The following is an 18879-nucleotide window of genomic DNA, read 5'->3' on the forward strand; positions in this document are numbered from 1 at the left end:
ACCCATGTGTGGGCCGGGCTTGCCCGCGATGCAGGCACCTCGGTGTGTTAGTTACACCGCGTTGATGCTATCGCAGGCAAGCCAGCTCCCACATTTTTGGATTCGGTTTTGTCAGTGCGCGGGGCTGTAGCGGCGTACGCCGGATTCGATTTTAGGGATTTGCGCTGCTGTACTCCCTGACGCCTGAAACAACACCAGATGCTCAGCCGCCACCCGAATTCCTACATCCGCCCCCACCTGATGGTCGGCGTGGCTGGGAAAAATCGACTCCAATTGCGCGCCTGTCGGAAGTTGCAGGCGGTACAAGGTAGACGCCCCCAGGAACGTCTTGCCGACGATCTGCGCTTTCAGCGTGCTGTCTGGAGCGTAGACGATGTCATCCGGGCGCAGCAGCACGTCCACCGCGCCGCCGGTAGGCCAGGTGTAGGCGCGGTTGCCGCGTAGCTCGCCGAGTTCGGTGCTCACGGATTCCGGCGAACTCAACTGGCCACGAATGAAGTAACCCTGGCCGATAAAGCTGGCGACATAGGGCGTCTGCGGTTCGTGATAGAGGTTGTAGGGCGTGTCCCACTGCTCAAGGCGGCCCTCCTTGAAAACACCGACCTGGTCGCTGACCGCGAAGGCTTCTTCCTGATCATGGGTCACCAGAATCGCACTGGTGCCGCGTGCCTTGAGGATATCGCGCACCTCGTGGCTGAGCTTGCGTCGCAACTCGCCATCCAGGTTGGAGAACGGTTCGTCCAGCAATAACAGGGCCGGCTCCGGCGCCAAAGCGCGGGCAAGGGCGACGCGTTGCTGCTGGCCGCCGGAAAGTTCATGAGGAAAGCGCTTGCCCAGGTTCTTCAGGTTCACCAGTTCCAGCAACTCAGCGACCACGCGGTCTTTCTGCGGATGCTTGCGAATGCCGAACGCAATGTTATCGGCCACGCTGAGGTGAGGAAACAGTGCGTAGTCCTGAAACACCATGCCGATGCGGCGTTTCTCCGGCGCCAGGGTGAACCCGGCACTGGAGATCACTTCGCCCGCCAGGCTGATTTCACCCTCGTGCACCGGCTCAAACCCGGCAATGGCGCGCAGCGTGGTGGTCTTGCCGCAGCCCGAAGAGCCCAACAGGCAACCGATATCGCCGGCATTCAGGTGCAGGTTGAGGTTCTGCACCACCCGTTGATCTTGATAGCCGCATGCCAGATTGCGCAGGTTCAGCAGTAATGGCTGGCTCATGCGTGGTGGTACGACGGCGGGACGAGGAATTCGAGCAGGGCTTTTTGCGCGTGCAGGCGGTTCTCGGCCTGGTCCCAGGCGACCGAACGCGGATCGTCGAGCAGGTCAAGGCTGATTTCTTCGCCACGGTGCGCCGGCAGGCAGTGCATGAACAACACGTCCGGCGCGGCCAGGTCGAGCAGGGCGCGGTTCACTTGATACGGGGCGAACTGGGCCAGGCGCTTGGTGGTTTCGTCTTCCTGGCCCATGGAGGTCCAGACGTCGGTGCTCACCAAGTGCGCGCCGATCACCGCGTCACGCGGGTCGCGAACCAGGGTCACGCGGTCACCGGCCTGCGCCAGGAAGCGCGCATCAGGCTCATAGCCTTCCGGGCAGGCAACGCGCAATTGGAAGTCGAACTGGATCGCCGCTTCTATATAGCTGTTGCACATGTTGTTGCCGTCGCCGATCCACGCCACGGTCTTGCCCTGAATCGAGCCGCGGTGCTCAAGAAAGGTTTGCATGTCGGCCAGCAACTGGCACGGGTGCAGGTCATCGGACAGGCCGTTGATCACCGGTACGCGGGAGTTGGCGGAAAATTCGGTCACGGTGCTGTGGGCAAAGGTACGGATCATCACGGCGTCGAGCATGCTCGACATGACCTTCGCGCTGTCGGCGATCGGCTCGCCACGGCCCAGTTGGGTGTCGCGCGAGGACAAGAAGATGGCTTGGCCGCCCAGTTGAATCATGCCGGCTTCGAAAGATACGCGAGTGCGGGTTGACGACTTCTCGAAAATCATCCCGAGCACGCGGTTTTTCAAAGGCTCGAACAGTACGCCGCGGTTACGCAGGTCTTTAAGCTCAATGCCTCGACGGATCACGCTGACCAGCTCTTCGGGCGTGCAATCCATCAGGGAGAGAAAGTGCCTTGCGCTCATCATTAACTACCTTTTTGCAACAGACCGCAGATACTCAAAGCCTTGTTTATTGTGACAACGGGCGAGACCTGCGGCGAAAGCCGCACGGGGCGACGAAATAGGGGAAGGCGCGATCTTATAATTAAATGTCGCGTCTTACCAATAGGGCTACGTTTTTAAAGGGTGTTCAAGCAGGGCGCCAAGGCGCTTTTGAAGACGAATTCCAGACAGCAGCGGGCCATTTGTACACTGGCGTAGCAACCTTTTGCAATGCGCGGGGGCGGCTGCAGGCCAGGCTGCGTCGGTTTCAGCGCGAGTGTGTGAGGTTTCTGAAACATTTGCTCATGCTTAGCCATGGCCTGGCCTGATGCTTGTCGATTCACGGGGCGAACGTTGGTGGCGCGCGTGCCGGTCGCGGCCCATAGTTGGACCAAAGCCCTTATAAGAGACTGGCCATGACCAAGACTCTCCACCACCGTGCCTGCCATCTGTGTGAAGCCATCTGCGGCCTGACGCTGGAAACCACCCGAGCCGACGACGGCAGCCTGGCGATCACCTCGATCAAGGGCGATGCCCAGGACAGTTTCAGTCGAGGGCATATCTGCCCCAAGGCCGTAGCGCTGCAGGATATCCAGAATGATCCTGACCGCCTGCACCAGCCCATGTTGCGGGTGGGTACCGAATGGCAGCCGATCGCCTGGGATGAGGCTTTCGCGCTTGTAGCCGAACGGTTGGCGGGCATTCAGGCGCGCCACGGGCAGAATGCGGTGGCGGTGTATCAGGGCAACCCCAGCGTGCACAACTATGGGCTGATGACCCACAGCAACTACTTCCTCGGCCTGTTGAAGACGCGCAATCGATTTTCCGCCACCTCGGTCGACCAACTGCCCCATCACCTCACCAGCTACCTCATGTACGGCCACGGCCTGTTGCTGCCGATCCCGGACATCGACCACACCGACTTCATGCTGATCCTGGGCGGCAACCCGCTGGCATCCAATGGCAGCATCATGACCGTGCCCGACGTGGAAAAGCGCCTCAAGGCGATCCAGGCGCGGGGCGGTAAAGTGGTGGTGGTCGACCCACGGCGCAGCGAGACGGCGGCGATGGCTGATCAGCATCTGTTCGTGCGCCCAGGCGGTGATGCGGCGCTGTTGTTCGGGGTGCTCAACACCTTGTTTACCGAGCACCTGACCCGCGACAGCCATTTGCCGGTTGAAGGCTTGGAGGATGTACGCCGCGTGATCGCCGGGTTTACCGCCGAGGCCATGAGCCGTCAATGCGCGGTGCCCGCCGAGCAGATACGTCAATTGGCACGCGACTTTGCCGCAGCGGACAAAGCGGTGTGCTACGGGCGCATGGGCGTATCAACCCAGGCGTTCGGCACGCTGTGCCATTGGCTGGTGCAACTGATCAACCTGGTGACTGGCAATCTCGACCGTGTGGGTGGCGCCTTGTGCACCACGCCCGCAGTGGATCTGGTGGCGTCAACCGGTGGCGGGCATTTCAATCGCTGGCAGAGCCGGGTTTCCGGGCGTCCGGAGTACGGTGGCGAGTTGCCGGTGTCGGCCCTGGCGGAAGAAATGCTCACTGAAGGCGAAGGACAAATCCGCGCGTTGGTGACAGTGGCCGGTAATCCGGTGTTGTCGACGCCTAACGGGCGGCAGTTGGAGCAAGCCCTGGATGGCTTGGAGTTCATGGTCAGCGTCGACCTCTATATCAACGAGACCACGCGGTATGCCGATTTGATTCTACCGTCCACGTCAGCATTGGAAAACGATCACTACGACACGACCTTCAATATGTTCGCGGTGCGTAACGTCACCCGTTTCAACCAGGCGATCTTGCCCAAGCCCGAGGGTGCGCTGCATGACTGGGAAATCTTCGTCGGGCTGGCCAAGGCCTTTGCGGCTCAGACCGGCGCCACACTCAAGCCGACGATGCCGCCGGCGCAGATGATCGATTTCGGGCTGCGCGCGGGCGCTTACGGTGATGCCTCCAGCCACAAATTATCGGTGGCGATGCTGGCCGACCATCCCCATGGCGTGGACCTGGGGCCGCTTCAGCCCAACCTTGCCGCGCGTCTGAAAACCGTTGATGGCAAGGTGCAGGCGGCGCCGGCAGTTATCCTCGCCGACCTGGTGCGGTTTGCCGCGCAGCCGGGGCCTGTGGCCGACGAACTGTTGCTGATCGGCCGTCGCCATGTGCGCAGCAATAATTCCTGGATGCATAACTATCACCGGCTGGTGAAGGGCAAGCCGCGTCATCAATTGCTGATGCATCCTGACGACCTGGCCAGCCGGCGTTTACTGGATGGCCAGCGGGTGCGGGTGAGTTCTCGGATTGGCATGATCGAGGTGGACGTTGTCTCCAGCCTGGACATGATGCCTGGTGTCGTCAGCCTGCCCCACGGCTGGGGCCATGGTCGCCCGGGCGTCCAGATGGGCATCGCCAGCGCGCAACCCGGAGCGAGCGCGAATGACCTGACCGACGAACGGCAATTGGACGAGTTGTCGGGCAATGCGGCGCTCAATGGTGTTCCGGTCCAGGTAGCAGCCGCCTGAGCACCTCGCTGGGATTTTGCGTTACAATGCGCCACCGTGCCGACCTGTGAGTCGCAAAGTTCCAGCCGAGGTGTTCCATGGATATCATCGAAACGATCAAAGAGCAGATTGCTGCCAACACCATTCTGCTTTACATGAAGGGCGCACCCAACGCTCCTCAGTGCGGTTTCTCCGCGAAGGCGTCCCAGGCCATCATGGCGTGTGGCGAGAAATTCGCTTACGTGGATATCCTGCAAAACCCTGAAATCCGCGCCAACCTGCCGAAGTACGCCAACTGGCCTACGTTCCCACAACTGTGGGTCGCCGGTGAGCTGGTCGGCGGTAGCGATATCATCACTGAAATGGCCGCAGACGGTTCGTTGCAGTCGTTGATCAAAGATGCAGCGGCAAAAGCGGCAGCCAAGACTGAAGCTTGATCCGGACGCAATAAAAAGCCCCGCTTCTCGTATGAGAGCGGGGCTTTTTTATGCCTGCGTGCTGATGGGTTATTCACCCATCTGCGATTGCAGGTAGTTTTCCAGGCTGACTTTGTCGATCAGGCCCAGTTGGGTTTCCAGCCAGTCGATATGTTCTTCCTGGTCTTCCAGGATATCTTCCAGCAGTTCACGGCTACCGTAGTCGCCGGTCAGTTCGCAGTGAGCGATGGCGGCCTTGAGATCGCTGTGGCTCTTGCGCTCAAAACCCAGGTCGCTGCTGATCATTTCCTGGGTGTGTTCGCCGATGTTCAGCTTGCCCAGGTCCTGCACGTTTGGCAGGCCTTCCAGGAACAGGATGCGCTTGATCAGCGCGTCAGCGTCCTTCATGGCCTTGATCGATTCTTTGTATTCACGCTTGCCCAGCTTTTCCAGGCCCCAATCGTCGTACATGCGCGCATGCAGAAAGTACTGATTGATCGCGACCAGTTCATTGGCAAGGATTTTGTTGAGTTGCTGGATGACTGAGATGTCGCCTTTCATGACTGGGGTCCTGCCCTGTAATAGCTGTATATAGAGCGGAGTTTGAGCGGCGCAATCCCTAGTGTCAAACCTAAGTTATTGAATAATAAATGAAAATTAATCGGAATAAGAATGTTTGTGTTCCGCGTCTTGGCGCTAACTAATTGAATTTCGGGCATAAAAAAACCGGACACTAAGTCCGGTTCTCTAAAATAGGCCAAATCAGGCGTGTGTAAATTCTGCTGAATAGGGGAGCGCGGCCTGGGCTGTCTGCAGCTGCGTCAGGGTTTCCCGTACCACTTGCTTGGCGAGGCAAGCACATTTGCCACACTGGCTGGCCACACCGGTGGTTTCACGTACTTCCTTGTAGCTGCAGCAACCTTCGTAGATTGCTTCGCGGATTTGTCCGTCGGTGACGCCAGTACAGAGGCACACATACATAAGGGAGAACCATCGCGGGTTAAGGCTTAAGTGCGATGGATCTTAATGTTAACGAGAATGATTGTCAAAGTAGATTCGCCAGGTATTTGCTGGCATCGCGCCCGCACTGACGAACGGTTTTTTCAGTGTATGATGGCCGGTCTTCACGAAGCGTGACTGCGTCACAGGGCTGTCGCTTATAAACGGCAGACTCAGGGCCGGTCCTTTTACTTCAATCGTCACCCTTACATCAGGAGATACCCAATGAGCGTACTCGTCGGCAAACAAGCCCCGGATTTCGACGTTCCAGCCGTTCTCGGCAATGGCGAAATCGTTGACAGCTTCAAACTGTCTGAAGCCATCAAAGGCAAATACGGCCTGGTGTTCTTCTACCCGCTGGACTTCACCTTCGTCTGCCCTTCGGAGCTGATCGCTCTGGACCACCGCATGGACGATTTCAAGGCGCGCAACGTTGAAGTGGTAGCCGTTTCCATCGACTCTCATTTCACCCACAACGCCTGGCGCAACACGGCTATCAACGATGGCGGCATCGGCAAAGTCAAATACACCATGGCTGCCGACATGAAGCACGACATCGCCAAGGCCTACGACGTTGAGTCCGAAGGCGGCGTAGCGTTCCGTGGCGCATTCCTGATCGATGACAAGGGCGTTGTTCGCTCCCAGATCATCAACGACCTGCCACTGGGCCGTAATATGGAAGAGCTGATCCGCCTGGTCGACGCACTGCAATTCCACGAAGAGCACGGCGAAGTCTGCCCTGCCAACTGGAAAAAAGGCGACAAAGGCATGAATGCTTCGCCAGAAGGCGTTGCGGCTTACCTGACCGAGAACGCTGGCAAGCTGTAAGCCAGTTTCACGGTGAAAAAAAACCGGCCTGAGAAGGCCGGTTTTTTTATACGCGGGAAACGACTGTAGTGAGCGGGCTTGTCCCGCGCTGGGTGGCGAAGCCGCCCCAATAAGGCCACCTCGGTTTCTCAGAAGTACCGAGGCGCCTGGGTTTGGGGCGGCTTCGCCACCCAGCGCGGGGCAAGCCCGCTCACTACAAAAGCTTGCGGTGTCAGTCGTTGAAGTCTTCCCAGCCGCCCATCTGCTTCCAGCGGTTGACGATGCCGCAGAACAGCTCGGCGGTCTTCTCTGTGTCGTAGCGGGCCGAATGGGCCTCACGACCGTCAAAGTCGATACCGGCTGCCTGGCAGGCCTTCGCCAATACCGTCTGGCCATAAGCCAGGCCGGCGAGGGTCGCGGTGTCAAAGCTGGAGAACGGGTGGAACGGGTTGCGCTTCATGTCCAACCGCGTCACGGCGGCATTCAGGAAGCCCAGGTCGAAGCTGCTGTTGTGGCCAACCAGAATCGCGCGTTTGCAGCCATTGGCCTTCAACGCCTTGCGCACGCCGCGGAAGATATCGGTCAGCGCCGCTTCTTCACTCACCGCCATGCGCAGTGGGTGATCGAGCTTGATCCCGGTGAACTCCAAGGCGGCCGCTTCGATGTTGGCGCCTTCGAACGGCTCGACACGGAAGAAGTGGGTGTGTTCCGGGAACACAAAGCCCTGTTCATCCATGCCGATGGTGGTCGCGGCGATTTCGAGCAGTGCGTCGGTGGCGCAATTGAAACCACCGGTTTCTACGTCGATGACGACTGGCAGATAACCGCGAAACCGCTCGGCCATCGGGTGACGGGAACCGCCACCACTGTGCTCATGTTCGTCGTCGTAATGGTCTTCACTCACTTGCTTTCCTCCAGCAGGCGCCAGCGCAGTGTTTCACCGGCGCGCAGCGGGATAACGGTCAGCTCGCCAAACGGCAGGCTGGCAGGGGCGGTCCAGTCTTCACGAACCAGGGTAATGCGGTCGGTATTTGCCGGCAGGCCGTAGAAGCGCGGGCCGTTGAGGCTGGCGAACGCTTCGAGCTTGTCCAGGGCATTGCGCTGTTCGAACGCCTCGGCGTACAGCTCGATGGCTGCATAGGCGGTGTAGCAACCGGCACAGCCGCACGCCGCTTCTTTGGCGTGCTGGGCGTGGGGCGCGGAGTCGGTGCCGAGGAAAAACTTCGGGTTGCCGCTGGTCGCAGCATCCAGCAAGGCCACCTGGTGGGTGTTGCGCTTGAGGATCGGCAGGCAATAGAAGTGCGGCCGAATCCCGCCCACCAGCATGTGGTTGCGGTTGTACAGCAGGTGGTGCGCGGTGATGGTCGCGCCGATGTTGGCCGAGGCCTCGGTGACGAACTGAACGGCATCGGCGGTGGTGATGTGCTCGAACACCACCTTCAGGGTCGGGAACAGCTCGACCACACGGCGCATGTGTTCGTCGATGAAGATCTTCTCGCGATCGAACACGTCCACGTCGCCACGGGTCACTTCACCGTGGATCAACAGCGGCATGCCGACTTCGGCCATGGCTTCGATGGCTGGCAGGATCTTGTCGATACTGGTCACACCGGAATCGGAGTTGGTGGTCGCGCCCGCCGGGTACAGCTTGGCGGCGTGCACGAAACCGCTGGCCTTGGCCTCGCGAATTTCTTCGGGCTGGGTGCGGTCGGTGAGGTAGAGCACCATCAACGGTTCGAAGCGGCTGCCGGCCGGTCGTGCAGCGAGGATTCGCTGGCGATAGGCATCGGCTTGCTCGGCGTTACGCACCGGAGGTACCAGGTTAGGCATGATGATGGCGCGGCCAAAGGTGCGCGCTACATCGGCCACGGTGTGGGGTAACGCAGCACCATCGCGAAGATGAATATGCCAGTCGTCGGGACGCAGCAGGGTCAGGCGGTCGGACATTGGGGATTCCAGGCGGGTCAATCTGGTGGGAATGCTACCGGAAAAGACTCTTGCAGGCACTCGCTATCAAGTTTTGCAGGAGGCAACCGATAGCCTTTCGTATGCCTTATCGATGTATGACGCTTTGAAGTGTTGTAGAAACCAGTGGAGCCTCCCGTGCGCCAGCATTATCTAGCCCTGCTCAGTGTGTTCGCCAGCCTGCCTGCGATGGCCCTCACGTTCCAGACACGTCTGGAGAATATTGAGTGGAAGGTAGAAGGGGACCAGTTCGAGTGCCGCCTGACCCAGCCGATCACCGACTTCGGTTCGGGTGAGTTCGTGCGCCGGGCCGGCGAGCAGGCGACGTTTCGTCTCAAAGCCTATAACGGCTCGCTGGGTGCGGGCTCGGCCACGTTGCTGGCCGCCGCCGCCCCTTGGCAGCCGGGGCGAGGTGATATCAACCTCGGCGCCGTGCGTGCCGGCAGTGGCGATGTCTTGTTCAACAGCTCCCAGGCCCAGGCTGGGCGGCTGTTCAATGGTTTGCTGGAAGGGCGTAGCCCGACCGTTCGCCATTACGGACGTGAAGGCGGTTACTCGGAAATTCGCCTGTTGCCGGTCAAATTCAACAAGGCCTACAACGACTATCAGTTGTGCACCACCAAGCTATTGCCGATGAATTACGACCAGGTCAAACAGACCGAAATCGGCTTTCCCGGTGGCGGCATTGAGCTGGACGCGGCGGCCAAGAAGAAACTCGACGTGATTCTCGCGTTCATGAAAGCCGACCCCACCGTCAACCACATCGAGCTCAATGGCCATTCGGACAACAGTGGCAACCGCCTGACCAACCGCGATGTCTCGCGCCGCCGCGCCTTGGCGGTGATGGACTACTTCAAAGCCAATGGCGTCCAGGAATCCCAGGTCACCCTGCGCTTTCATGGCGAAAGCTACCCGCTGGCGCCCAACACCAATGCGGCCAACCGGGCGCGCAATCGTCGGGTCAATATCCAGCTGGAGCGCGTGGCCGCCCCCGAGAAACCGGCCCCCCAGGCTACGGGCCCGAGCAACCCTGCGCACACGTCATAAAGTGCCAGCATCAGGTGCGACCATCGGTCGCCCGTTCGACATAATCTGTCGCTTTATCTTCATTTGCTGTCGCGCCCCTGTAAATTCACGGTTTTGGTCGGTAGAATCGACGCCTTTCCGTACAACCCCGTGGAGTGATGGCATGGCCGACGTAAACAAGGTCGTTCTCGCGTATTCCGGCGGCCTGGACACTTCGGTGATCCTCAAGTGGCTGCAGGATACTTATAACTGTGAAGTGGTGACCTTCACCGCTGACCTGGGTCAGGGCGAAGAGGTCGAACCTGCACGTGCCAAGGCGCAAGCCATGGGCGTGAAAGAGATCTACATTGACGACCTGCGCGAAGAGTTCGTCCGCGATTTCGTCTTCCCGATGTTTCGCGCCAACACTGTCTACGAAGGCGAGTACCTGCTGGGTACTTCCATCGCACGTCCGCTGATCGCCAAGCGCCTGATTGAAATCGCCAACGAAACCGGCGCCGATGCCATTTCCCATGGCGCTACCGGCAAGGGCAACGACCAGGTACGTTTCGAACTGGGCGCCTATGCACTCAAGCCAGGCGTGAAAGTGATTGCTCCTTGGCGTGAATGGGACCTGCTGTCCCGTGAAAAGCTGATGGATTACGCTGAAAAGCACGCGATCCCGATCGAGCGTCATGGCAAGAAGAAGTCCCCGTACTCGATGGACGCCAACTTGCTGCACATCTCCTATGAAGGCGGCGTGCTGGAAGACACCTGGACCGAACACGAAGAAGACATGTGGAAATGGACCGTCTCCCCGGAGAACGCTCCTGACAAGGCCCAGTACCTGGAACTGACCTACCGCAACGGCGACATCGTCGCGCTGGACGGCGTCGAAATGACCCCGGCCACCGTACTGGCGACCCTGAACCGTATCGGTGGCGAACACGGCGTCGGCCGTCTCGACATCGTCGAGAACCGCTACGTGGGCATGAAGTCCCGTGGCTGCTACGAAACCCCGGGCGGCACCATCATGCTGCGTGCCCACCGCGCCATCGAGTCCATCACCCTGGACCGCGAAGTGGCTCACCTCAAAGACGAGTTGATGCCCAAGTACGCCAGCCTGATCTACACCGGCTACTGGTGGAGCCCTGAGCGTCTGATGCTGCAACAGATGATCGACGCTTCCCAGGCCCACGTGAACGGCGTTGTGCGCCTGAAGCTGTACAAGGGCAACGTGATTGTGACCGGTCGCAAGTCCGATGACTCGCTGTTCGATGCCAACATTGCCACGTTCGAAGAAGACGGCGGCGCCTACAATCAGGCGGACGCAGCAGGCTTTATCAAGTTGAACGCATTGCGCATGCGCATTGCGGCCAACAAAGGTCGCTCGTTGTTCTAAGTTTGCGCGCGCTGTGAAGAATGGCCCCTTGTACAAGGGGCCATTTTTTTTGCCTGGGTTTTTGTCGGTACTTGTGGTGTTTATAACGCTTAAACATGTGTTGATGTTTTTGGCCGAGGTCTCTCTCAAATGAAGGCCTTGAATGAATTATTGTTGAAAGTTTGTAGGGGGAATGAATTTTTTACATCTGCGTAGGAACTGGTCTTACAGAAAATTCACTCATGTAAGTACCGCGAATATATAAATCGCAGAATGGTCTGTAGGAAATATGGAAGTAAGTGGATATGTTGAATGGAACTAAACCGACTCGTTTTTTCTTGCTGGGTTTCTCGGCAGCAGGCCAGAGGCAAGGGGCATTTCCTGAGAGTTACGTGCGGCGCGTTTACCCTCCCCCCCATACGCCATGGATATTTCACTCAAAGTATGTAAGTCCCCGGAAAGGTCTGAAAGGATCCATAAAACTGGATACGTCCGAGACGGCGTTTTTTTGTAGGCCAATTCCTTTATCGCTGTGGGTTGGGTCTCTGCTTGCTAATGCTTGGGGGTGAATGCTATGCCAACTAGTAAACGACTAGGCTATTGTGCTTGCTCTAAATAATTCGAACAGCGAAATTGGACTTTCTCATGAATAAAGTGCTGATCGTGGATGATCATCCCGTCATTCGTCTTGCTGTGCGTATGCTAATGGAACGTCATGGTTATGAGGTCGTTGCCGAGACCGATAACGGTGTCGATGCGTTGCAACTTGCGCGGGAGCATATGCCGGACATTGTCATACTGGATATTGGGATACCCAAACTTGATGGCCTGGAAGTTATTTGCCGGCTGTCCTCTACCAAACAACCTGCGCCGTTCAAGGTGCTGGTGCTTACGTCCCAGGCCCCTGGCCATTTTTCCATGCGCTGCATGCAGGCGGGGGCTGCCGGCTACGTGTGCAAGCAACAGGACCTGACCGAGTTGCTGAGTGCGATCAAGGCGGTCTTGTCGGGCTACAGCTACTTCCCGAACCAGGCGCTGAACTCGGTACGCTCCACCATGGGCAATGCCAGTGAGGCTGATATGGTCGAGCGCCTGTCGGGACGGGAAATGATGGTATTACAGCAGCTGGCCAGGGGCCGAACCAACAAGGAGATCGCCGACGGCATGTTCCTCAGCAACAAGACCGTCAGCACCTACAAGACACGTTTGCTGCTCAAGCTGAACGCACGCTCCCTCGTAGACCTGATTGAACTGGCCCAGCGTAACGGCTTGGTATAGAAGAGGGCAGCGCACCACGCATTGCTTGGATAAACGGCAGAAAAAAGCCTCCGTGAGGGAGGCTTCCGGCCGTCAACCGCTCGATCAGAGATCGAAGTCGTAATCGGCCAGCTGTTTTTGCAAGCGTCTTTCTTCCAAAAGGTTGTCGATGGTGCGGCGTTTGCTCAAATTGGTCTTGGCGACCTCTGCCACTGGTGCCTCGGCCACATCGTCATCCGATTCAACGAGGTCGTCTTCCACTTCCAGTTGTTCTTTGCCAGTGCTCATAAGGTTCACTCCGGGCTAAGACTGCCGTTGGCGCTCCTTATAACGATAATCCATGATCCGGTAAAAAAGATTTTTTCAATCGACTGATCGAGAAAACCAATGATCCCTCAATCGTCGGACGTCTTTTCCTTGTATTCGCACAAGTCTTCGATGCGACAGCTACCGCAACGCGGCTTGCGAGCCTGGCAAACATAGCGCCCGTGAAGGATCAGCCAGTGGTGGGAGTCCAGCAGATAGGGCTTGGGCACGAACTTCATCAGCTGCTTTTCCACCTCCACCACATTCTTCCCGCGGGCGATGCCGGTGCGGTTGCTGACCCGGAATATGTGGGTGTCCACGGCCATGGTCAGTTGCCGGAATGCGGTGTTGAGCACCACATTAGCGGTCTTACGGCCAACGCCCGGCAGGGCTTCCAGTTCTTCACGGGTTTGCGGCACTTGACTGCCATGCCGCTCGACCAGCAGGCGGCACGTCTCGATAACGTTCTTGGCCTTGCTGTTGTACAGGCCAATGGTCTTAATGTACTCCGATAACCCGTCCACACCCAGGGCATAAATCGCTTCCGGCGTGTTCGCCACGGGATACAGCTTCGCCGTGGCCTTGTTGACGCCTACGTCGGTGGATTGCGCCGACAGGATCACCGCAATCAGCAACTCGAACGGCGTGGTGTAAGCCAGTTCGGTCTTGGGTTCCGGATTGTCTTCGTGAAGCCTGCGGAAAATTTCCAGGCGTTTTGCGGCGTTCATGGGGTGGGGCGTTCCTAGGAGTCAGTCGGCGGGATTGTAGCAATACACGCAGCAGGTTTTTGCGGATCAGATGTTGCCATGGGCATCGACCTGGCGTTGCGCCTCGTCGAGGTTATGTTGTGCCTCGGCCAGTTGCTGCGCGTCGGCGTTCAAGTCCTGGGCTTTCTTCAATTCCGCACGGCGCATCGCCAGCTGGATTTTGGCGCGTTTCAGGTCGGCCATATTCATGGTCGTACCGACGGCCTTCGATGCGGTGCCCGGTTCCAGGGTCGCCAGCGCTTGTTCTGCTGCTTCGTACTGCTGCTGCAGGACAATCAACTGCGCCTGTTGTTCATAGGTTGGCGGGTGACCGAAAGCCTTCAAGGATTTATGCAGTTGGGCGCGACTCATTGCGACCGTGATTTTGGCTTTTTTTATCGCCGCATCCTGTGCGGTACCGACCTCTACAGGTAAAACCGGTACTGAGCGTTTGGCCCGAGCCAGGCGTTCGGCGAGTTTTTGCGCTTCTTCCCGCTGCAGCCGCGCATTGCGATGTTCATAACGCCGCCTTGCGCGGTCGCGCTTGAGCCCTCGTTCATGGCGTTGCTGATCATTGGCGGCCAGGCCGCCGACAATTGGCAATACGGTGGCTGTCGGGCGCATTTCAATGCAGTCTACGGGGCATGGCGCAACGCAGAGGTCGCAGCCGGTGCACTCGTCGATGAGCACGGTGTGCATCAGCTTGGCCGCGCCAACAATGGCATCCACCGGGCAGGCCTGGATGCATTTGGTACAGCCGATGCACTCGGCCTCGCGAATATAGGCGATCTGGGCCGGCGCTTCCCCTCGGCTGGTATCCAGTTCCAGCACTGGCACATGCAGTAGTTGCGCAAGGCCAGCAATGGTCTCCTGTCCGCCAGGCGGGCACTTGTTAATCGCCTCGCCTTGAGCAATACCCTCGGCGTAGGGTTTGCAGCCGGGATGCCCGCATTTGCCGCACTGGGTTTGCGGCAGCAGCGCGTCGATACGTTGAATCAGATTCATGGGGTGATCATTGGCATGCCGTTGAGCGAACGGGCGTGTTGTGGAGTTGTAGGAGCCCGGCAAGCCGGGCTCCTACAGTAGACCTAATTCGCTTGCAGCAGGCCCATGGGCTTACTTGATCCGTTGACCCGGCTTGGCGCCGCTGTCAGGGCTCAGCAGGTAGATCTCTTCGCCGCCAGGGCCGGCCGCCATGACCATGCCTTCGGAAATACCGAACTTCATTTTCCGTGGCTTGAGGTTGGCGATCATCATGGTCAGCCGACCGTCGAGCTTGGACGGGTCTGGGTAAGCGCTCTTGATCCCGGAGAACACGTTGCGTTGCTCGTCACCGATGTCCAGTGTGAGGCGCAGCAGCTTGTCGGCCCCTTCCACGGCTTCAGCCTTGACGATCAGCGCGACACGCAGGTCCACGGCAGCGAAGGCATCAAAGTCGATTTCCGGCGAGATCGGATCTTTGGCCAGCTCACCGTTGCCGGCTGGCGCAGCCGAGCCAGTGTCTGTCTGGCTGGCGACCAGGTCTTCTTTCGAAGCGTCGGTCATGGCCTGGACTTTAACCGGGTCGATACGGGTCATCAGCGGCTTGAACTCGTTCAACTGATGGTTGCTGAGCAAGGTGGCGTGATCGTTCCAGGTCAGCGGCGCCACATTGAGGAACGCCTCGGCATCCGCGGCCAGCAATGGCAGCACCGGCTTGAGGAAGATCACCAGTTGGCGGAACAGGTTGATGCCCGTGGCGCAGATCGCCTGGACTTCCGCTTGCTTGCCTTCCTGCTTGTTCAGCGACCACGGCGCCTTGTCGGCGATCCACGCGTTGGCGCGGTCGGCCAGGCCCATGATCTCGCGCATGGCGCGGGCAAAGTCGCGGGCTTCATAGGCGTCGGCGATGCTTGGCGCAGCGGCCAGAAACGCTTCCGTCAGTTCCGGCGCGGCGTTCTCGGCCACCAGTACACCGGCGTTGCCCTTGTGGATAAACCCGGCGCAACGGCTGGCGATGTTGACGACCTTGCCGACCAGGTCCGAGTTGACCTTCTGTACGAAGTCTTCCAGGTTCAGGTCGAGGTCATCGACGCCACGGCCCAGCTTGGAGGCGTAGTAGTAGCGCAGGTATTCCGGCGACAGGTGGTCCAGGTAGGTGCGCGCCTTGATAAAGGTGCCACGGGACTTGGACATCTTCTGGCCGTTGACCGTCAGGTAGCCATGCACCGCGATGCCGGTTGGCTTGCGGTAGCCCGAACCTTCAAGCATCGCCGGCCAGAACAGGGCGTGGAAGTTGACGATGTCCTTGCCGATGAAGTGGTACAGCTCGGCGGTGGAATCCTTGGCCCAGAAGGCATCGAAGTCCAGCTCAGGCGTGCGATCGCACAGGTTCTTGAAGCTGGCCATGTAGCCGATCGGCGCGTCCAGCCACACATAGAAGTACTTGCCCGGCTCGCCCGGGATCTCGAAGCCGAAGTACGGCGCATCGCGGGAGATGTCCCACTGCTGCAGGCCGGCATCCAGCCATTCGGCGATCTTGTTGGCCACGGCGTCCTGCAGCGTGCCGCTGCGCGTCCAGCTTTGCAGCATCTGCTGGAAGTCCGGGAGCTTGAAGAAGAAGTGCTGGGAGTCCTTGAGCACCGGGGTGGCGCCGGAGATCGCCGACTTGGGATCCTTCAAGTCTGTCGGTGCATAAGTTGCACCGCATTTTTCGCAGTTGTCGCCGTACTGGTCTTCGGTGCCGCATTTCGGGCAGGTGCCCTTGATGAAGCGGTCGGCCAGGAACATTTTCTTTTCAGGGTCGAAATACTGCGTGATCGAGCGCTGGGCGATGTGCCCGGCGTCTTTCAAACGTAGGTAGATCTGGCTCGACAGCTCGCGGTTCTCGTCGGAGTGGGTCGAGTGGAAGTTGTCGAAATCCACCAGGAACTCGGCAAAGTCGGCGCTGTGTTCAGCCTGCACATTGGCGATCAGTTGTTCCGGGGTGATGCCTTCCTTTTCGGCGCGCAACATGATGGCCGAACCGTGGGCGTCGTCCGCGCAGACATAAATGCATTGATTGCCGCGATGCTTCTGGAAGCGCACCCACATATCGGTCTGGATGTACTCAAGCATATGGCCAAGATGGATCGAACCATTGGCATAGGGCAGGGCGCTGGTGACGAGGATCTTGCGTGGCTCGGACATGGGGCTCGGCTACTTGATGAAACGGAGGTCGGCCACTATAAAGCGCCGGGAAATATATTTCACCCCGTGGCGCTGTTTCAGAATCCTCCGAACCTGCGAAAGCATGCCGTTGGGCTGCTGGAACGGTTAGGATAGCCGCCTGTTTCAGTCAGTCTTTTTCGGGAGTAGCCCATGAGCGCCGTCAATCGCGCAGCGGTGGAAGCCGTTCTTCGCCAGTACACCGACCCCTATTTGAACCAGGACCCGGTCAGTTCCGGCTGTGTGCGCGCCATCGAAGTCCACGGCGACCAGGTGTCGGTCCAGTTGGAATTGGGCTATGCCGCAGGCCTTTTCAAGAACGGATGGGCGCAGATGCTGCAAATGGCCATCGAAGGCCTGGACGGCGTACGGTCGGCCAAGGTCGACATTCAATGCGTGATCGCCGCGCACAAGGCCCAGGCGCAGATTCCGGGTCTGGCCAACGTCAAGAACGTTGTAGCCGTGGCGTCCGGCAAGGGCGGCGTGGGTAAGTCCACCACGGCGGCCAACCTGGCCCTGGCCCTGGCTCGTGAAGGTGCGCGCGTGGGCATTCTCGACGCGGATATCTACGGCCCGAGCCAAGGTGTGATGTTCGGCATCGCCGAAGGCACGCGGCCGAAGGTCAAGGACCAGAAGTGGTTCGTGCCTATCGAATCCCTGGGCGTGGAAGTGATGTCCATGGCTTTCCTCACCGATGACAACACGCCGATGGTCTGGCGCGGGCCGATGGTTTCCGGCGCGTTGCTGCAACTGGTTACCCAGACCGCTTGGGGCGATCTGGATTACCTGGTGATCGACATGCCGCCAGGCACCGGCGATATCCAGCTGACCCTGGCGCAGAAAGTCCCGGTGGCCGGCGCGGTGATTGTCACCACCCCCCAGGACCTGGCGCTGCTCGACGCGAAAAAAGGCGTGGAGATGTTCCGCAAGGTCAATATCCCGGTGCTGGGCGTGGTTGAGAACATGGCGGTGCATATCTGCTCCAACTGCGGCCACGCCGAGCACCTGTTTGGTGAGGGCGGTGGCGAGAAGCTGGCGACTCAATACGGTGTGGAACTGTTGGCCTCGCTGCCGTTGTCAATGCTGATCCGTGAGCAGGCGGACGGCGGCAAGCCCACCGTAGTAGCCGAGCCGGATAGCCCGGTCGCCATGATCTATCAGGAGCTTGCACGTCACGTGGGCGCGCGAATCGTCCTGCAGGAAGCCGCAGCGCCGGCCATGCCGACTATTACCGTCAGCGACGACTGAGGGTGATGCAGGGAAAAAGCCTCGACCCTGTCGGGGCTTTTTCATGTCTGGAGGACGGTCAAGCGGTGTCTGTTACGCATTTACGCAATTGGTCGTGTAAGCATTTACTTACTTTTTCGTAAGCGATTGGTTTTTTTACCCGTCTTGTGCGGCCCAGTTCTTCGAGAGCTTTTTCTATCTAATTGAAATATAACAATTAATTATTTCATGGTTTCCGCGAGAGCCTGTCAGCCAATGGGTTAGAAGCCTTTGAACTTCCTATGGAACTCTCTAACATCAGCCCTGTGTCCACGGATTGGCACAGCCATCAAGGAACGATGGTTGAAGGAACGTCGCAGGATGCGATTCATCAGGATGATGAAAAGGAATAAAGGGACTAGGGAAAAAATGTGGGCGGGTCATACCGCCCCTTTTTTTTGCCTGTAGAAAAGTGAAACCCGCCATCCAGGAACGCGAAAAGGCCCGCAAGGGGCCTTTTTAGGGGGAGGCGACGTTATTAGCGTTCGAGCTCTGCAATCTTACCTTTTTTGCCATCCCACTCCGCTGCGTCCGGCATCGGGTCCTTGCGCTCAGTGATGTTCGGCCAGATTTCCGCCAGCTCGACGTTCAACTGAATAAATTGCTGCATCTCTGCCGGGACTTCATCCTCGGAGAAAATAGCGACGGCCGGGCATTCAGGCTCACACAGGGCGCAATCGATGCACTCATCCGGGTGGATAACCAGGAAATTCGGGCCTTCGTAGAAGCAGTCCACCGGACACACTTCTACGCAGTCGGTGTACTTGCACTTGATGCAGTTGTCGGTGACGACGAAGGTCATTTCTAATTTTCTCCTCAGGCGGCGGCAGCGAAACCCCTTATGGCGGGGTCCGCGAGGTTCGGGAGCGATAGTCTGCAGGCCAG

General features: G+C 58.7%; 18 protein-coding genes. 7 read left to right on the forward strand and 11 right to left on the reverse strand.

From position 1 onward, the window contains the following. Positions 1-111: 111 nt before the first annotated feature. Positions 112-1221: an ABC transporter ATP-binding protein gene (locus JBO08_RS02310; RefSeq protein WP_065872521.1), complete on the reverse strand. Its 1110-nt coding sequence runs from the start codon at positions 1219-1221 to the stop codon at positions 112-114. Next, the gene (argF, locus tag JBO08_RS02315) at positions 1218-2138 is read right to left on the reverse strand and encodes an ornithine carbamoyltransferase (protein WP_065872520.1); all 921 of its coding nucleotides are present in this window, start codon (positions 2136-2138) and stop codon (positions 1218-1220) included. The genes JBO08_RS02310 and argF overlap by 4 nt, the downstream gene beginning before the upstream one ends. Before the next feature lie 434 nt (positions 2139-2572). On the opposite strand from argF, the gene JBO08_RS02320 reads away from it, so the two are divergent. After that, positions 2573-4681: a molybdopterin oxidoreductase family protein gene (locus JBO08_RS02320; RefSeq protein WP_065872519.1), complete on the forward strand. Its 2109-nt coding sequence runs from the start codon at positions 2573-2575 to the stop codon at positions 4679-4681. Between the two features lie 77 nt (positions 4682-4758). Continuing rightward, positions 4759-5097 (forward strand): Grx4 family monothiol glutaredoxin, encoded by a 339-nt coding sequence (gene grxD / locus JBO08_RS02325; protein WP_049709752.1) that lies wholly within the window; start codon positions 4759-4761, stop codon positions 5095-5097. A 69-nt stretch (positions 5098-5166) separates the two neighbouring features. Here the strand turns inward: grxD and bfr are convergent, their stop codons facing one another. Both bfr and JBO08_RS02335 read right to left on the reverse strand, forming a co-directional pair. Then, on the reverse strand, positions 5167-5637 hold the full coding sequence (gene bfr, locus JBO08_RS02330; RefSeq protein WP_065872518.1) for a bacterioferritin: 471 nt from the start codon (positions 5635-5637) through the stop codon (positions 5167-5169). 201 nt (positions 5638-5838) lie between these two features. After that, positions 5839-6057, reverse strand: coding sequence for a bacterioferritin-associated ferredoxin (locus JBO08_RS02335; RefSeq protein WP_010564137.1), 219 nt, complete (start codon positions 6055-6057; stop codon positions 5839-5841). 243 nt (positions 6058-6300) lie between these two features. On the opposite strand from JBO08_RS02335, the gene JBO08_RS02340 reads away from it, so the two are divergent. Beyond that, on the forward strand, positions 6301-6903 hold the full coding sequence (locus tag JBO08_RS02340; RefSeq protein WP_003172097.1) for a peroxiredoxin: 603 nt from the start codon (positions 6301-6303) through the stop codon (positions 6901-6903). A gap of 211 nt (positions 6904-7114) precedes the next feature. On the opposite strand, the gene rnt is transcribed toward JBO08_RS02340, so the two are convergent. Beyond that, a complete protein-coding gene (rnt, locus tag JBO08_RS02345) occupies positions 7115-7786 on the reverse strand; it encodes a ribonuclease T (protein ID WP_017137041.1) in 672 nt (223 codons plus the stop codon). Next, positions 7783-8829 carry a dihydroorotase gene (gene pyrC / locus JBO08_RS02350; protein WP_065872517.1) on the reverse strand — a complete coding sequence of 349 codons (1047 nt, stop codon included), beginning with the start codon at positions 8827-8829 and terminating at the stop codon, positions 7783-7785. The genes rnt and pyrC overlap by 4 nt, the downstream gene beginning before the upstream one ends. A 156-nt stretch (positions 8830-8985) precedes the next feature. Between pyrC and JBO08_RS02355 the strand changes: the two genes are divergently transcribed. From JBO08_RS02355 to JBO08_RS02365, 3 genes are all read left to right on the forward strand, one after another. After that, on the forward strand, positions 8986-9894 hold the full coding sequence (locus tag JBO08_RS02355; RefSeq protein ID WP_065910514.1) for an OmpA family protein: 909 nt from the start codon (positions 8986-8988) through the stop codon (positions 9892-9894). Between the two features lie 142 nt (positions 9895-10036). Then, complete coding sequence (locus tag JBO08_RS02360; RefSeq protein ID WP_065872515.1) at positions 10037-11254, forward strand: argininosuccinate synthase; 1218 nt, start codon at positions 10037-10039, stop codon at positions 11252-11254. 624 nt (positions 11255-11878) lie between these two features. Next, on the forward strand, positions 11879-12511 hold the full coding sequence (locus JBO08_RS02365; RefSeq protein ID WP_010212736.1) for a response regulator transcription factor: 633 nt from the start codon (positions 11879-11881) through the stop codon (positions 12509-12511). 84 nt (positions 12512-12595) lie between these two features. Here the strand turns inward: JBO08_RS02365 and JBO08_RS02370 are convergent, their stop codons facing one another. The 4 genes from JBO08_RS02370 to metG all read right to left on the reverse strand — a co-directional run bounded on the left by JBO08_RS02370 (position 12596) and on the right by metG (position 16710). Beyond that, a complete protein-coding gene (locus JBO08_RS02370) occupies positions 12596-12778 on the reverse strand; it encodes a PA3496 family putative envelope integrity protein (protein WP_058423775.1) in 183 nt (60 codons plus the stop codon). A 107-nt stretch (positions 12779-12885) separates the two neighbouring features. Next, complete coding sequence (gene nth / locus JBO08_RS02375) at positions 12886-13524, reverse strand: endonuclease III (protein WP_065872514.1); 639 nt, start codon at positions 13522-13524, stop codon at positions 12886-12888. Between the two features lie 66 nt (positions 13525-13590). Continuing rightward, entirely contained in the window at positions 13591-14610 is a 1020-nt protein-coding gene (rsxB, locus tag JBO08_RS02380; RefSeq protein WP_256530429.1) for an electron transport complex subunit RsxB, read from the reverse strand. Between the two features lie 48 nt (positions 14611-14658). Beyond that, the gene (gene metG / locus JBO08_RS02385) at positions 14659-16710 is read right to left on the reverse strand and encodes a methionine--tRNA ligase (protein ID WP_065872512.1); all 2052 of its coding nucleotides are present in this window, start codon (positions 16708-16710) and stop codon (positions 14659-14661) included. 171 nt (positions 16711-16881) lie between these two features. On the opposite strand from metG, the gene apbC reads away from it, so the two are divergent. Continuing rightward, positions 16882-17976 carry an iron-sulfur cluster carrier protein ApbC gene (gene apbC, locus JBO08_RS02390; protein ID WP_065945364.1) on the forward strand — a complete coding sequence of 365 codons (1095 nt, stop codon included), beginning with the start codon at positions 16882-16884 and terminating at the stop codon, positions 17974-17976. Positions 17977-18472: 496 nt separating this feature from the next. Here apbC and fdxA read toward each other — a convergent pair whose 3' ends face one another. Next, a complete protein-coding gene (fdxA, locus tag JBO08_RS02395; protein ID WP_065872510.1) occupies positions 18473-18796 on the reverse strand; it encodes a ferredoxin FdxA in 324 nt (107 codons plus the stop codon). Between the last annotated feature and the right edge of the window lie 83 nt (positions 18797-18879).

Origin of the sequence: Pseudomonas sp. LAP_36 (assembly GCF_019456785.1) — a bacterium.
Taxonomy (GTDB): domain Bacteria; phylum Pseudomonadota; class Gammaproteobacteria; order Pseudomonadales; family Pseudomonadaceae; genus Aquipseudomonas; species Aquipseudomonas tritici.

What these genes read in the sequence shown, in the direction of transcription:
- JBO08_RS02310 (WP_065872521.1), bottom strand. Translation starts at nt 1,221, where the DNA reads ATGAGCCAGCCATTACTGCTGAACCTGCGCAATCTGGCATGCGGCTAT.
- argF (WP_065872520.1), bottom strand. Translation starts at nt 2,138, where the DNA reads ATGAGCGCAAGGCACTTTCTCTCCCTGATGGATTGCACGCCCGAAGAG.
- JBO08_RS02320 (WP_065872519.1), top strand. Translation starts at nt 2,573, where the DNA reads ATGACCAAGACTCTCCACCACCGTGCCTGCCATCTGTGTGAAGCCATC.
- grxD (WP_049709752.1), top strand. Translation starts at nt 4,759, where the DNA reads ATGGATATCATCGAAACGATCAAAGAGCAGATTGCTGCCAACACCATT.
- bfr (WP_065872518.1), bottom strand. Translation starts at nt 5,637, where the DNA reads ATGAAAGGCGACATCTCAGTCATCCAGCAACTCAACAAAATCCTTGCC.
- JBO08_RS02335 (WP_010564137.1), bottom strand. Translation starts at nt 6,057, where the DNA reads ATGTATGTGTGCCTCTGTACTGGCGTCACCGACGGACAAATCCGCGAA.
- JBO08_RS02340 (WP_003172097.1), top strand. Translation starts at nt 6,301, where the DNA reads ATGAGCGTACTCGTCGGCAAACAAGCCCCGGATTTCGACGTTCCAGCC.
- pyrC (WP_065872517.1), bottom strand. Translation starts at nt 8,829, where the DNA reads ATGTCCGACCGCCTGACCCTGCTGCGTCCCGACGACTGGCATATTCAT.
- JBO08_RS02360 (WP_065872515.1), top strand. Translation starts at nt 10,037, where the DNA reads ATGGCCGACGTAAACAAGGTCGTTCTCGCGTATTCCGGCGGCCTGGAC.
- JBO08_RS02365 (WP_010212736.1), top strand. Translation starts at nt 11,879, where the DNA reads ATGAATAAAGTGCTGATCGTGGATGATCATCCCGTCATTCGTCTTGCT.
- JBO08_RS02370 (WP_058423775.1), bottom strand. Translation starts at nt 12,778, where the DNA reads ATGAGCACTGGCAAAGAACAACTGGAAGTGGAAGACGACCTCGTTGAA.
- nth (WP_065872514.1), bottom strand. Translation starts at nt 13,524, where the DNA reads ATGAACGCCGCAAAACGCCTGGAAATTTTCCGCAGGCTTCACGAAGAC.
- metG (WP_065872512.1), bottom strand. Translation starts at nt 16,710, where the DNA reads ATGTCCGAGCCACGCAAGATCCTCGTCACCAGCGCCCTGCCCTATGCC.
- apbC (WP_065945364.1), top strand. Translation starts at nt 16,882, where the DNA reads ATGAGCGCCGTCAATCGCGCAGCGGTGGAAGCCGTTCTTCGCCAGTAC.
- fdxA (WP_065872510.1), bottom strand. Translation starts at nt 18,796, where the DNA reads ATGACCTTCGTCGTCACCGACAACTGCATCAAGTGCAAGTACACCGAC.